Annotated in this window: 11 protein-coding genes; 7 read left to right on the top strand and 4 right to left on the bottom strand. The window is 69.4% G+C overall.

Annotated features, from left to right (window positions below; translation table 11 throughout):
- Positions 1–46 precede the first annotated feature (46 nt).
- A complete protein-coding gene (locus tag NQK81_RS12600) occupies positions 47–2,680 on the top strand; it encodes a valine--tRNA ligase (RefSeq protein ID WP_257488312.1) in 2,634 nt (877 codons plus the stop codon).
- 51 nt (positions 2,681–2,731) lie between these two features.
- Here the strand turns inward: NQK81_RS12600 and NQK81_RS12595 are convergent, their stop codons facing one another.
- Together NQK81_RS12595 and NQK81_RS12590 are read right to left on the bottom strand one after the other, a co-directional pair.
- Positions 2,732–3,607, bottom strand: coding sequence for an SGNH/GDSL hydrolase family protein (locus NQK81_RS12595; protein WP_257488311.1), 876 nt, complete (start codon positions 3,605–3,607; stop codon positions 2,732–2,734).
- A gap of 107 nt (positions 3,608–3,714) precedes the next feature.
- Positions 3,715–4,344, bottom strand: coding sequence for a class I SAM-dependent methyltransferase (locus NQK81_RS12590; protein WP_257488310.1), 630 nt, complete (start codon positions 4,342–4,344; stop codon positions 3,715–3,717).
- Between the two features lie 69 nt (positions 4,345–4,413).
- Here NQK81_RS12590 and folC point away from each other — a divergent pair, with 69 nt between their 5' ends.
- Together folC and NQK81_RS12580 are read left to right on the top strand one after the other, a co-directional pair.
- Positions 4,414–6,090: a bifunctional tetrahydrofolate synthase/dihydrofolate synthase gene (gene folC, locus NQK81_RS12585; RefSeq protein WP_126729740.1), complete on the top strand. Its 1,677-nt coding sequence runs from the start codon at positions 4,414–4,416 to the stop codon at positions 6,088–6,090.
- Complete coding sequence (locus NQK81_RS12580; RefSeq protein ID WP_125694671.1) at positions 6,087–6,485, top strand: DUF4233 domain-containing protein; 399 nt, start codon at positions 6,087–6,089, stop codon at positions 6,483–6,485. The genes folC and NQK81_RS12580 overlap by 4 nt, the downstream gene beginning before the upstream one ends.
- 206 nt (positions 6,486–6,691) lie before the next feature.
- Here NQK81_RS12580 and NQK81_RS12575 read toward each other — a convergent pair whose 3' ends face one another.
- Complete coding sequence (locus NQK81_RS12575; protein WP_257488309.1) at positions 6,692–9,076, bottom strand: penicillin acylase family protein; 2,385 nt, start codon at positions 9,074–9,076, stop codon at positions 6,692–6,694.
- Positions 9,077–9,234: 158 nt separating this feature from the next.
- Between NQK81_RS12575 and NQK81_RS12570 the strand changes: the two genes are divergently transcribed.
- Complete coding sequence (locus tag NQK81_RS12570) at positions 9,235–10,785, top strand: alkaline phosphatase D family protein (RefSeq protein WP_257488308.1); 1,551 nt, start codon at positions 9,235–9,237, stop codon at positions 10,783–10,785.
- On the opposite strand, the gene NQK81_RS12565 is transcribed toward NQK81_RS12570, so the two are convergent.
- Positions 10,739–11,632 (bottom strand): NAD(P)-dependent oxidoreductase, encoded by an 894-nt coding sequence (locus NQK81_RS12565; RefSeq protein WP_257488307.1) that lies wholly within the window; start codon positions 11,630–11,632, stop codon positions 10,739–10,741. The two genes, NQK81_RS12570 and NQK81_RS12565, sit on opposite strands and share 47 nt — an antisense overlap.
- 112 nt (positions 11,633–11,744) lie before the next feature.
- Here NQK81_RS12565 and NQK81_RS12560 point away from each other — a divergent pair, with 112 nt between their 5' ends.
- The 3 genes from NQK81_RS12560 to NQK81_RS12550 all read left to right on the top strand — a co-directional run bounded on the left by NQK81_RS12560 (position 11,745) and on the right by NQK81_RS12550 (position 13,366).
- Positions 11,745–12,092: a winged helix-turn-helix transcriptional regulator gene (locus NQK81_RS12560; protein ID WP_257488306.1), complete on the top strand. Its 348-nt coding sequence runs from the start codon at positions 11,745–11,747 to the stop codon at positions 12,090–12,092.
- A 64-nt stretch (positions 12,093–12,156) separates the two neighbouring features.
- The gene (gene ndk / locus NQK81_RS12555; protein WP_005158515.1) at positions 12,157–12,567 is read left to right on the top strand and encodes a nucleoside-diphosphate kinase; all 411 of its coding nucleotides are present in this window, start codon (positions 12,157–12,159) and stop codon (positions 12,565–12,567) included.
- A gap of 55 nt (positions 12,568–12,622) precedes the next feature.
- Entirely contained in the window at positions 12,623–13,366 is a 744-nt protein-coding gene (locus NQK81_RS12550) for a maleylpyruvate isomerase family mycothiol-dependent enzyme (protein WP_257488305.1), read from the top strand.
- Positions 13,367–13,445: the final 79 nt, after the last annotated feature.

Below are 13,445 nucleotides of genomic sequence, written 5' to 3'. Positions count from 1 at the left end.
CGGCCGGTGAGGAACTCGATGGAGAGGGTTCGTAGACTTGTCAACTGTGACCGAGAACGCCCAGCCGCAGCAGACCGACCTTCCGGGTACCTGGAACCCGGCCGACGAAGAAGCCTCGCTCTACCAGCGTTGGGTAGACGCCGGCTACTTCACGGCCGACCCCACGTCGGACAAGCCGCCGTTCACGGTAGTCATCCCGCCCCCGAACGTGACCGGTTCGCTGCACATCGGGCACGCGTTCGAGCACACCCTGATCGACGCCATCACCCGCTACCACCGCATGCTCGGCGACGAGACGCTGTACCTGCCGGGCATGGACCACGCGAGCATCGCGGTCCACGCGCTGGTCGAGAAGCAGCTCCGCGCCGAGGGCACCAGCCGCCGCGAGCTCGGCCGCGAGGCCTTCGTGGAGCGCGTCTGGCAGTGGAAGAACGAGCACGGCGGCAAGATCCTCGCCCAGATGAAGCGCCTCGGCGAGGGCGTCGACTGGACCCGTGAGCGGTTCACCATGGACGACGGCCTGTCCAAGGCCGTCAACACGATCTTCAAGAAGCTCTACGACGACGGTCTGATCTACCGCGCCGAACGGCTGGTCAACTGGTCGCCGGAGCTGCGGTCGGTGCTGTCCGACGCCGAGGTGAAGCACGAAGAGGTCGAGGGCGAGCTCGTCTCGATGCGCTACGGCGACGGCGAGAACGCGATCGTCGTGGCCACCACCCGGATGGAGACGATGCTCGGCGACACCGCCGTCGCGGTCCACCCGGACGACGAGCGCTACACGCACCTCATCGGTACCGAGGTCGAGCTTCCGCTGACCGGGCGCAAGATCCCGATCGTCGCGGACAAGCACGTCGACCCGGAGTTCGGCACCGGTGCGGTCAAGGTGACGCCCGCCCACGACCCGAACGACTTCGAGATCGGCCAGCGGCACGACCTGCCGATGATCACGATCATGGACGAGCAGGGCCGGATCGACGGCACCGGCACCGAGTTCGACGGCATGGACCGCTTCGAGGCCCGTGTCGCGGTGCGGGAGAAGCTGCGCGAGCAGGGTCGCATCGTCGCGGAGAAGCGTCCGTACCTGCACAGCGTCGGGCACTCCGAGCGGTCCAAGGAGCCGATCGAGCCGCGGCTTTCGCTGCAGTGGTTCGTCAAGGTCGGCCCGCTCGCGAAGGCCGCCGGAGACGCGGTGCGCGACGGCCGCGTGAACGTCCACCCGGCGGAGATGGAGAAGCGCTACTTCGACTGGGTCGACAACCTGCACGACTGGTGCATCTCGCGTCAGCTGTGGTGGGGCCACCGCATCCCGGTCTGGTACGGCCCGAACGACGAGGTCGTCTGTGTCGGACCGGACGAGGAGCCGCCTTCGGGCGAGGGCTGGACCCAGGACCCGGACGTCCTCGACACCTGGTTCTCGTCGGGCCTGTGGCCGTTCTCCACCCTCGGCTGGCCGGAGAAGACCCCGGACCTGAACAAGTTCTATCCGACGTCGGTGCTGGTCACCGGCTACGACATCCTGTTCTTCTGGGTCGTGCGGATGATGATGTTCGGCCTCTACGCCACCGGTGAGGCGCCGTTCAAGACCATCGCGCTGCACGGCATGGTCCGCGACCAGTTCGGCAAGAAGATGTCGAAGACCGCGGGCAACGGCGTCGACCCCATCGAGTGGATGGACTCCTACGGCACCGACGCGCTGCGGTTCACCCTCACGCGGGGAGCGAACCCGGGCACCGACGTGCCGATCGGCGAAGAGTGGGTCGCGGGCTCCCGGAACTTCACCACGAAGCTCTGGAACGCCACCAAGTTCGCGATGATGAACGGCGCGGACGCGAACGCCCCGCTGCCCCCGGCCGCCGAGCTCACCGAGGCCGACCGCTGGATCCTCGGCAGGCTCGGCAACGTCGTCGACGAGGTCACCGGTTACCTGGCGGACTACCAGTTCGCGAAGGCCACCGACACGCTCTACCAGTTCACCTGGACCGAGCTGTGCGACTGGTACCTGGAGCTGTCGAAGGTCCAGGTCTTCCAGGGTGACGAGGCCCGCGTGACGGCGACGCGCGCGGTGCTGGGGCACGTGTTCGACACGGTGCTGAAGCTGCTGCACCCGTTCATCCCGTTCATCACCGAGAAGCTGTGGACGGCGCTGACCGGCCGTGAGTCGCTGGTGGTCGCCCCGTGGCCGGTGGCCGACGCCTCGTACGCCGACCCCGTGGCGGACAAGCGGATCGCGGACGTGCAGAAGCTGGTCACCGAGGTCCGCCGGTTCCGCGCGGACCAGGGCCTCAAGCCCAGCCAGAAGGTGGCCGCGCGGCTGTCCGGCGACGGGTTCGCCGAGATCACCGGGCACGACGAGCCGATCCGTTCGCTGGTCCGGCTCACCCAGCCCGAGGACGGCTTCGCGCCGAGCGCGTCGCTCGAGGTCGGCCTGTCGGCCGGTGTGGTGACCGTCGAGCTGGACCTGTCCGGCACGATCGACGTCGCCGCCGAGCGCAAGCGCCTGCAGAAGGACCTCGGCGCGGCGGAGAAGGAACTGGCGCAGGCCGAGGCCAAGCTCGGCAACCAGGCCTTCATCGACAAGGCGCCGGAGCCGGTGATCGGCAAGATCCGGGCACGCAAGGAGACCGCGGTCGCCGACATCGAGCGCATCAACGCCCGGTTGGCGACGCTGCCCGCCTCCTGATCTCGTGAGTGGTAAGGACGGTTCTAACCGTCCTTACCACTCACGAGGCTTTCAGCGGAGGTGACGGAGGACCACCCCGGCCACGCCCGCCATCCCGGTGCGATACGGGTGGTACGCCGCGGCGGCGAGCAGTTTCGTGTGCTGTCCGTTGATCCAGGCGGCGCCGTTCTTCGCGCAGGCGTCGTGCCCGGCCGACGGACCGAAGGTGTCCACGAAGGTCGATTTGCCATCGGCGGCGACGGCCTTCTCGATCGCCGAGTTCAACGCCTTCTCGACATCGTTGAGCCATGCGTAGTCGCCCTCGGCGAACGGCAGGATCTTCGGGCAGTAGCCGCGTTCCGGCGCGATCCGCGGGTAGCCGACGACGAGCACGTCGGCGCGCGGCGAGCGGGCGTGGATCCCGGCCAGCACCTTCTCGACGTTCTTGCCGGTGTCGGCGATCTTGGCCTTGATGGTGTCGACGCCGCCGACGGTGAACCGGTCCTGGCACGGGTTCCCGGTGGGGTCGCTCGCGCGCAGTGACGGGCAGGTGCCGACCAGCGTGCCGAAGACGCCGTAGTCGTTGCCGCCGATCCCGACCGTGACCAGGTCGGTGTTCGCGCGCAGGGCGCTGAACTGGGGCGGGTTGCTGCCGAGGGTGACGCTCTGCCGTTGCGTCATGTTGGTGGTGTCGGCGCCGCCGCAGCTGATGTCGGTGAAGGAACGGACCCGCAGCGCCGCGGCGAGGATCGACGGATAGTTCTGCGTCGACTTGCCGCAGAAGAGCGGGTCGAGGCGGGGGAGCGGGATGAGCGGCCCGGAGGTGTAGGAATCACCCAGCGCGACGTAATTCCGGTAGGACCGCGTGGCGGCGGTGGCCGCCGTGGCGGAGGCGATCAGCAGGACGACGGTCGAGACGGCCGCGAACAGGACACGTCTGTAGCGCATGAGGACCCCGATCTCCGGACTGGATGGCCTCTCAAAAATGAACCGGATCCGCTCCCGTCGGCGCCGCCGATCGGGTGGTCGGGCGCCGGTTTCACCCGCTTGGGGTGTCACATGGGGTGATCGTCTTCCGGTCGCCGGTAGACGAGGAGATAGCGGAAGAAGAGCAGGTTCCGGACCTTGCTCCCCGGCAGCAGGCGGTCCGCGTCGCGCCGGATCCGGTTCATCGGCGGGTAGGTCTCCACGATCGGCGCCGTCGGCAGCGGATCGACCCCGCCGTTGAGCCGCTCGCCCGCGTACACGACCACCCTGGCCAGCGCGTTGACCGGTGACGCGACGAGCGCTCGCGCGTAGTCGGCGAACGTGCTGGGCCTGCCGAGGCCGAGCACGGCCAGCACACCGCCCGGGACCAGCGCGTCACGCAGCTTCGTGACCGTGTCGAACGGCACATGGTGGAGCGACGCGAGACAGGAGATGAAGTCGTACGCCTCCTCCGGCAGCTTCTCGGCGACCACGTCGGCCTGCCGGTACGAGATCGTGCCCGGCCCCGGCGAACCGGCGGCGCGGGCGAGCTCGATCATCGGGCCGGACCGGTCGATCGCCTCGACGTGCATCCCGGTCGCCGCGAGCCGCCGCGCGAACCGCCCGCCGCCGCAGCCCACGTCCAGCGCCACGCCGGGGCCGGGAGGCAGCTGGTCGAGCAGGAGCGGGTGGTAGTGGTCGTTGTGGTTGAACCCCATGCGTCGAGAGTGCCAGGAAAGCCGCACGTAGACTCGGTCCGACAGGTAGCAAGGCTAAGAGGAGAGTTCGTGCCGCGAGGTGACGGCCGGGATTCCGAAGATTTCAGGGAATCCCCGGACCTGGCAGATCTGGACAGTTTCGCCGGTGTCGACGAATTGGGGGCCCGCGCCCACGATCCGTCCGACGACACCGACCCGGATCTGGACGCACCCGACGCCGCGTACCAGGCGGGCGGCGGTTCACGGGGCGGTATCGGCGGGATCGGGCAGCTGGGGGACAACCTCGCGCTCGGCCCCGTGCCGGACCTCGTCGCCCCCGAGGACGTGGAGCTGCACGAACTGGACGACCAGGGCGACGAGTTCGCCCCGGCCGACCCGAACGGGCAGCAGGCGCGCCGCGAACTGCTCGCCGTCGAGGCCGAGCTGAACCAGCGCTGGCCCGAGACCAAGATCGAGCCGTCCCTCGCCCGGATCGCGGCCCTGGTCAACCTCATGGGTGAACCGCACCGCGGCTACCCGGTGCTGCACGTCGCCGGGACCAACGGCAAGGGCTCGACCACCCGGATGATCGACGCGCTGCTGACCCGGATGGGCCTGCGCGTCGGCCGGTACACGAGCCCGCACCTGCAGCTGGTCACCGAACGGATCGCGCTCGACGGCGCCCCCATTTCCGCCGCCGCGTACGTCGATCTGTATCGCGACGTCGCGCCGTACGTGACCATGGTGGACAACGCGGGCGGGCCCGACGCGGTGCCGATGAGCAAGTTCGAGGTGCTCACCGGGATGGCGTTCGCGGCCTTCGCCGACGCGCCCGTCGAAGCCGCGGTCATCGAGACCGGGCTCGGCGGCTCCTGGGACGCCACCAACGTCGTGGACGGTGAAGTCGCCGTCATCACCCCGATCGGCGTCGACCACGTCGAGTACTTCGGCGGCTCTCCGGCCAAGGCCGCGGTGGAGAAGGCCGGGATCATCAAGCCCGGCAGCGTCGCGGTCATCGCCGAGCAAGAGCCCGAAGTGCAGAAGATCCTGCTGGAACGCGCCGTCGAGGTCGACGCGAGCGTCGCCCGCGCCGGCAGCGAGTTCGGCGTGCTGGAGCGCGAGGTCGCCGTCGGCGGGCAGATGCTGAAGCTGCAGGGCCTCGGCGGGGTGTACGACGAGATCTTCCTGCCGCTGCACGGTGCGCACCAGGCCGCCAACGCCGCGCTCGCGCTGGCCGCCGTCGAAGCGTTCTTCGGGGCGGGCAAGGACAAGCAACTGGTCATCGAGGCCGTCCGCGAGGCCTTCGCCGAGGTCGAAACCCCGGGAAGGCTGGAGCGCGTGCGCGCCGCACCGACCGTGCTGCTCGACGCCGCCCACAACCCGCACGGCGCCAAGGCGCTCGCGACCACCGTCGCCGAGGAGTTCGCCTTCCGCCGTCTCGTCGCCGTGGTCGGCGTGATGGCGGAGAAGGACGCCCGCGGCATCCTGGACGCGCTCGAACCGGTGGTGTCCGAGATCGTCGTCACCAAGAACTCGTCTCCGCGCGCGATGCCGCTCGACGAGCTCAACGACATCGCCATCTCGATCTTCGGTGAAGACCGGGTCGTGGCCGAGCCCAGCCTGGACGCCGCGATCGAGACCGCCATCGGCCTCGTCGAGCAGAGCGACGACCCCGAAGAGCCGCTGGCGGGCGGCGGTGTGCTGGTCACCGGCTCGGTCGTCACCGCGGGTGAGGCGAGGACCCTGTTCGGTAAGGAGCCGGCGTGACCGACGAAACCCCGAAGCCGCCCGCCAAGGACCCGATGAAGTCCTTCCGCGGTGTGATGGCGGGCTCGCTGATCATGGAGGGCATCACCGTCGCGCTCGCGCTGCCGGTGGTGGCGAAACTCGGCGGCGGTGTCGGCTCGTTCACCGGCTGGTCGGTGATCGTCATCGCGGTCGCGCTGATCGTGCTGTGCGGTTTCCTGAAGAAGCCCTGGGCGGTGCCCGCGGTGCTGGTGTTGCAGGTCGCGCTGATCGCCTTCTTCGTCGCGCTGCCCGCCGTCGCGATCCTCGGGGTGATCTTCCTCGGGATCTGGTTGTGGCTCCTGTGGCTGCGCCGCGATGTGGCGCGGCGGATGGCGGCCGGGACACTGCCCAGCCAGCAACAGCAACCTCAGTAGGTTCTCCGGGCTTCCCAGGGCAACGGCGTAACTCGCGTGATCAACGGCGTATCTCACGTGATCAGAGGCGTAACTCACGTGTCTGGAGACCGCACTCGGGTGTGCGGGGTCCGATCACGCGAGTTACGCCTCCAAGCACGCGAGTTACGTCTCCAAGCACGCGAGTTACGTCTCCGATCACGCGAGTTCCGCGCGTGATCACGTGCCTAGCGCAGCCTCACCACCCGTAGCTCCGGTGACCTCGCGATGTCCGCGGCGCAGAACCGGCCTCGCACCCAGCCGCCCCGCGAGTACAGCCGCGTTTGGTCGGCGAAATGCGGTGACGTGACGTCGGTCGACTGCGAGTAGGTCATGATCGTCGAGACGTCCGGGCAGGCGGCCTTGCCACTGAACCCGACCACCTGCACGTAGCTGGAGCCGTGCCCGACCTCGTGATTGCCCTTGGCCGGGTCCCACTGTGCGGTGATCACGTTGAGCACGCCCAAGTCGCCCGGCCCGCCGTGGATCGGGATCCTCTGCCCGGCCCTGGTCACCGTCTGATGGTCGCCGAGCCTGCCGTCGACCGGGATGCCGTTGGCGCGGAATTCCGCGAGCGTGTCACCGAAGGCCTTTCGCACGTCGGGGTTCCCGGTCGCGAGGGTGTTCGGCGTGGTGACCGGCCGGTTCGGGTCGAACGGGACCTGCCAGATGCCCCGCAGCCCGCCGATCCGGTCCACGAACCGCTCGAAGAACAGCGCGCCGCGGCTGTCGAGCCGGAACGTGCGGTCCCAGGAGGCCAGTGTCGCGCAGGCGTTGCCGACGGGCACCGGCCCCGACGAGGACGGAGCCTGGCCGCCGGGGAAGGCCGCGCACATCTTCGCCGTGTCGGCGGCCGCGAGCTCGGCCGTGCGGCTTCGGTCGCGGTACAGCATGTCCTTCATCGACGACGGCGTGAATCCCTTGCCCGCCAAGCCCTCTTCGGTGGCGATCAGCGCTTCCCGCGTCCGGTCCGACCGCTGGGTGCCGGTCGAGCCGACGATCCGGGGGAGTGGCGCGATCGGTGCGCGGGCGTTGGAAAGCCAGGCGCTGTCGTTGGCGTTGAGTTCGTAGTCGCGTCGCTGCTGCAGTGGCAGCCGGGACGGCGCGAACAGGCCGGGCTCCAGGGAACCCGGGTCGGAACCCCAGTCGCACGACGACTTCGAACCGTCCAAAATGGAGAGTCCGGTGCCGGGGAAGAGTGCCCGGCCCAGCGCGGTCCCGCAGTCGGCCGCCCGCTCGTCGGTGACGTGCGGGACGACCTGGATGTCGCTGTACAGCGCGTTCCCGGCCCTGTCCGTGGCGATGGTGTTGACCCACGGGACGCCTTGGGTGCGCGCGAGCGCGTTGGCGACGTCCGTGGTGCCGCGTGCCCCGGCTAGTTCGAACCAGGTGTTGAGGCCGCGCAGGTTGCCGGCGTTCCCGTCTCGCAGCGCGTGCGCCGACTTCGCCGTCCACGGCGTGGGCACGCCGAACGCCGAACCGAGGACCTGGCCGTACCGTGTCCCGTAGAAGGTGCGGGCGACCTGCCGTCGCTCCCCGCCCGGTTCGCGGACCTCGACCTTCACCTCCTGCGCGGTCATCTTCTCCGGTTTCCCGCCGACCAGGTACGTCGTCGGGTCGCCGGGTGCCAGCGGTACTTCGAAGAGGCCGAACGTGATCGCCGTCGACACCGTATGCGTCCAGGCGACGTCGGCGTTGTGGCCGATCTGCGGGATCGGGAGCCCCAGCAGGCTTCCGCCCGCGACGTCGAACCGGCCGGGAATGGTCAGCTGCGACTGCCAGAACCGGCGCCCGCCCTGCCACGGATAGTGCGGGTTCCCGAGCAGTAGGCCGCCGCCGGACTTCGTCCCGTCCCCGCCGACGGCGATGCCGTTGCTGCCGAGTTCGCCGGTCTTCATGGTCTTCCGGAGCCCGTCGGCGATTTTCGGCGCCGACTCCGGCCCCGCGGCGGGGACGTCCTTTGTGGACGGAGGCTGGGTCCGGATGAGGTCGGAGGCGAGCAAGCCCTGCCCGGCGACCGACGTGACGGCGTAAAAGTGCCGGTAGAAATCGAGTTCGGTGATGGGCCGGACCCAGTCCGCGCCGCGGCAGACCGGATCGGTGATGCCCTGGATGCCGGTCTGTTTCAGGTACGCGTTGTAACCCGCGACGTAGCCGGCCGCCAGCTCCCGCACCTCTGTCCGCGGGCCGTGAGGCGCGGGCCGGGCGAGCAGCCGCTCGACCACGCCCGAGTCGTTGATCCGCTGGAAGTGCAGATCGCTGTCGAGGTTGTTCTCCGCCTCGCTCATCGCCGGATTGCCCTGGCCGCCCGCGCCGAGGTGCGCGGACCGCCGCGCGGACACCGTCAGATAGGTGTTCGCGAGTTCGCAGATGTTGTCCTTGGCCGCGGCGAACCCGTAGCCGTAGCCGAGCCCGTCGAAGTCCTTCGCCGCGATATGCGGGATGCCGTACTCGGTGTACCGGATCACCGCCCGTGACCGGCCGAGCTCGTCCGCCGACGAGACCCCCGTCGTAACACTCGACACCGCCAAGGCCGCCGTGAGCAGCACGAGACCGCGCTGGAATCTTCGCATCGTTCCCCCATCCGGATCGACCATCCCCGTGATCGAAAGTACCGGCGCCGACACGGGGAGGCATCGACCGAACGGTTGAGCCGGCTACCGCCCGTTCGTTCATCACCAGGTCAACCGCCGTTGGCCCACCGGCCGTGACCACGGGATAGAACCGCGCCATGACCGCAACCCACCACAACCGCCGCACGCTGCTCAAAGCCGGCCTCACCGGAGCCGGAGCCGTCGCGGGCGGCTTGCTCTTGCCAGGGGCCGCGAACGCCGTCCCGCTCCTCCGCCGCGACCGCCCGGTGCTCACCCACGGTGTCCAGTCCGGCGACGTCACCACCGGTTCCGGCATCGTCTGGTCGCGCGCCGACCGGCCGTCGCGGCTGATCGTGGAGGTTTCCCGGGATCCGTCGTTCAGGCACACGCGCGTCGTGCGTGGCCCGGTGATGAGCCCGGAGACCGGCGGCACCGGCAAGGTCCGCGTGGCCGGTCTCATGCCGGGGACCGAGGTCCACTACCGCGTCACCGCCGAAGACCTCGACGGCCGCACCCGCAGCGAGGCCGTCACCGGCCGCTTCGCCACCGCCCCGGTCGGCCGCTCGGACGTCCGGCTGCTGTGGTCCGGCGACGTCGCCGGGCAGAACTGGGGCATCAACCCCGAACGCGGCGGCATGACCATCTACCGCGCGATGGCCGACCGCCGTCCCGATCTGTTCCTCCATTGTGGAGACACGGTCTACGCCGACGGGCCGCTCACCGAGACCGTCGCGCTGCCCGGCGGGCGCGTGTGGCGCAACATCGTCACCCCGGAGAAGGCGAAGGTCGCCGAGACGCTCGACGAGTACCGCGGCCAGTTCGCCTACAACCTGCTCGACGAAAACCTCAAGCGCTTCACCGCGAACGTGCCCGCCTACGTCCAGTGGGACGACCATGAGGTCGTGAACAACTGGTACCCGGGTGAGATCCTCAACGACCGCCCCGAATACACCGAAAAGCGCGTCGACGTGCTCGCCGCCCGCGCGTTCCAGGCGTTCCACGAATGGCACCCGATCGACCGCCGCCAGGCCGTCGACGGCCGCGTGTACCGCAACTTCCGGCACGGTTCCCGCGCCGAGATCTTCGTGCTGGACATGCGGACCTACAAGGACGCCAACACCTCGGACCAGACCAAACCGGGCCACGTCCTCGGCGACCGTCAGGCCCGCTGGCTCGTCGACGCGCTCGACCGCAGCACGGCCACCTGGAAGATCGTCCAGGCCGACCTCCCGATCGGGCTCACCGTCCCGGACGGCAAGGCCATCGAGGGTGTCGCCAACGGCCTGCCCGGCGCGCCCGGCGGCCGCGAGACCGAACTCGCCTGGGTGCTGCGGGAGATCTCGCGGCGCCGGGTGCGCAACGTCGTCTGGCTGACCGCCGACGTGCACTACACCGCGGCGCACCACTACTCGCCGGATCGCGCGTCGTTCACCGATTTCGACCCGTTCTGGGAGTTCGTCTCCGGCCCGCTCAACGCCGGCGCGTTCGGCCCGAACACCCTCGACCCGACCTTCGGGCCGGAAGCGGTGTTCGTGCACGCCCCGCCCGCCGCGAACACCTCGCCCGCCGACGGTTTCCAGCACTTCGGCGAGGTGAACATCGACGGACGGAGCGGCGTGCTCACGGTCGACCTGAGGGACGCTACGGGAGCTTCGCTGTGGTCGAAGACCCTGAGGCCCCAACGCTGAGCAGTTCGGTCAGCACCGAGATGCTGCGATCGCCGTACCCGGCCTCGACGGCCCGCCGGACGAGGTCGTGCATCGGCAGCTGCCACGCGACGTCGACGCCTTCCTCGGCCAGCCCGAGGTCGGCGGCGGCGCCGGCGTGGAAGATGTCCACCGAGGACGCGGGATCCGAGTAGTCGCCGCTGTCGATTTCCTTGGTGAACACCGGAAGCACCGAGATGATCATCTCGAACCACTTGGTGGCGTAGGGCAGGAGCGTCTCGGCCGCGAGCCCGCGCGACCGCAGCGCGGCGGCACCCTGGAAGAACCCGACCAGCGCGGGCAACAGGGTGCCGCCGACGGCCGTTTCGTACAGCGCCGCCAGATCGGTGTCCTCGCCGAGGTGGACGGTGTCGCCGCCGAGCACCCGCAACGTGTCCAGGTGCTCGTCGAAAACGGTCTTGTCGCCGCCGTAGTACAGCAGCGTGTCCGGCGCTCCCACGGCCGACGGCACGTTCTTGATCGCCCCGTCGAGGTATCGCGCGCCGTGCTCTTTCGCCCATTCGGCCATCCGGCGCGCCTCCGCCGGTGAGCCGCTGTTCAAGGTCACCAAAGCGCGTCCGGTCAGGGAAGCGGGTTCCAAGGCCGCGCGCGTGCTTTCGTAGGTGGTCAGGCACGTGATGGTCAACGGGCTCGCCCGCACCGCGTCCCCGGCCGTCGCGGCCAGGATCGCTCCCCGCGCGACCAGCGGCTCGGCCTTCGAAGCCGTCCTGTTCCACACGGTGGTCGGATGCCCGGCCGCCAGGAAGGCGTCCGCCAGGGCCGAACCCATCGAACCGAGGCCCACGACGGTCACCGGCGTCTTCGGCATTTTTCGCTCCAGTCCAAGGAAATCTTCGGGATGACTCCATGCTGGGCGGTCGCGTACATTCGATCAAGTACCTACTATTTCGCCAGGTACTGACATAAAGGTATGTGAAGCGATGACCAAGAACCGCACGTTCACCTGCGGCCTCGACGCCGCGATAGCCGTCGTGGGCGGCAAATGGAAAGGGCTCATCCTGTTCGCGCTCCAGGACGGGCCGCTGCGTTTCGGGGAGCTGCGGCGCGCGGTGCCCGGGATCAGCGAGCGGGTGCTGATCCTGCAACTGCGCGAGATGGAGACCACCGGACTGCTGCATCGCGAGGTGTACCACCAGGTTCCGCCGAAGGTGGAGTATTCGCTGACGGAGTTCGGGGATTCCCTCAACACCGCGATGGCCGCGCTCGGGGAGTGGGGCGAGGAGCACCTCGAACGGATCGAGGCCATTCCCTGGTCCGAAGTGAAGTGAGCGGCGAAGCACCCAGTAGGCTCCGGGCGAATAGCACGAATCCCACCCAAGGAGTAATACCGCCGTGACTGAACGCACGCTGGTCCTCGTCAAGCCCGATGGCGTCGCGCGCGGCCTCGTCGGCGAGGTCATCGCTCGCATCGAGCGCAAGGGCCTGAAGCTCGCCGCCCTCGAACTGCGCACCGTCGAGCGCTCGGTCGCCGAGGAGCACTACGCCGAGCACAAGGAGCGCCCGTTCTTCGGCGACCTCCTCGAGTTCATCACCTCGGGCCCGCTGGTCGCGATCGCCGTCGAGGGCCCGCGCGCCATCGCCGCGTTCCGTCAGCTCGCCGGCGGCACCGACCCGGTCGAGAAGGCCACCCCGGGCACCCTGCGCGGCGACTTCGCGCTGGAGACCCAGTACAACCTGGTGCACGGTTCGGACTCGCCGGAGTCGGCCGAGCGCGAGCTCAAGCTCTGGTTCCCCGAGGTCTGACAGAATCGTGGACGGCGCGGGAGCGCCGCGCCGTCCACGAACCTGGGGAGCCACGATGACACCGGACGAGTACCTGGAGCGCTTGCGGGAGCTCACCACCGGTTTCGCCCGGGTCGCGAGCACCGGGGACCACGCCGCGCCCGTGCCGTGCTGCGGCGAGTGGCGCCTGCGTGACCTGGTCGTCCACCTCGGCAACGTCCACCGCTGGGCGGCCGGGATCGTGCGCACCGGCGAGCCCGCCCCGCAGGATCTCGACGCCGAACCGGGCGGGGATCTCGCCCCCTGGTACCGCGAAAGCGCGGACGAGCTCATCGAGGCGCTGAGCGAGGCAGCTCCCCACGACGGCGCCTGGAACTTCACCGCCGCCGCCAAGACCAAGTCCTTCTGGTTCCGCCGCCAGGTCCACGAGACCGCGGTGCACCTGCTCGACGCGCACCGCGCGGCAGGGACCGAATACACCCTGGACCCGGCCCTCGCCGCCGACGGCGTGGACGAGGTCCTTCTCGGCATGCTGCCGAAGGTGAAGCGCTGGCACACCCCGCCGGCGGTCACCGTTCCGTTGCTGCTGAAGACATCCGACACCGGACACGCCTGGTTGATCACACCGCCGGGTGAGACCGACGTCCCCGGCTCGCGGCAGGCGGATTCCGCCGAAGCGGCCGGCGCCGTCGTCGAAGGGCCCGCGGAGGAGCTGGATCTGCTGCTGTGGCAACGGATCGAGCTCGCCGCCTCGGGTATCAAGATCACCGGTGACGTCGAGGCGGCCGAGACCTTCCTCGCCGGGCCCATGACGCCCTGACCTTCGCGCCCTACGCCGTTCGGTTCACGTTCACCTCGGGGTCTTCTCCTGGCGGCTCGCGTCCGCTGTGCTGAGCGAT

Source organism: Amycolatopsis roodepoortensis (assembly GCF_024628825.1).
Taxonomy (GTDB): Bacteria; Actinomycetota; Actinomycetes; order Mycobacteriales; family Pseudonocardiaceae; genus Amycolatopsis; species Amycolatopsis roodepoortensis.
Note: the sequence above shows the minus strand (reverse complement) of the source record. Positions and strands in the feature narration are given on the sequence as shown.

Excerpts from the sequence above, each read along its gene's own strand:
- NQK81_RS12595 (WP_257488311.1), bottom strand. The coding sequence starts at position 3,607 with ATGCGCTACAGACGTGTCCTGTTCGCGGCCGTCTCGACCGTCGTCCTG.
- NQK81_RS12590 (WP_257488310.1), bottom strand. The coding sequence starts at position 4,344 with ATGGGGTTCAACCACAACGACCACTACCACCCGCTCCTGCTCGACCAG.
- NQK81_RS12575 (WP_257488309.1), bottom strand. The coding sequence starts at position 9,076 with ATGCGAAGATTCCAGCGCGGTCTCGTGCTGCTCACGGCGGCCTTGGCG.
- NQK81_RS12570 (WP_257488308.1), top strand. The coding sequence starts at position 9,235 with ATGACCGCAACCCACCACAACCGCCGCACGCTGCTCAAAGCCGGCCTC.
- NQK81_RS12565 (WP_257488307.1), bottom strand. The coding sequence starts at position 11,632 with ATGCCGAAGACGCCGGTGACCGTCGTGGGCCTCGGTTCGATGGGTTCG.
- NQK81_RS12560 (WP_257488306.1), top strand. The coding sequence starts at position 11,745 with ATGACCAAGAACCGCACGTTCACCTGCGGCCTCGACGCCGCGATAGCC.
- NQK81_RS12550 (WP_257488305.1), top strand. The coding sequence starts at position 12,623 with ATGACACCGGACGAGTACCTGGAGCGCTTGCGGGAGCTCACCACCGGT.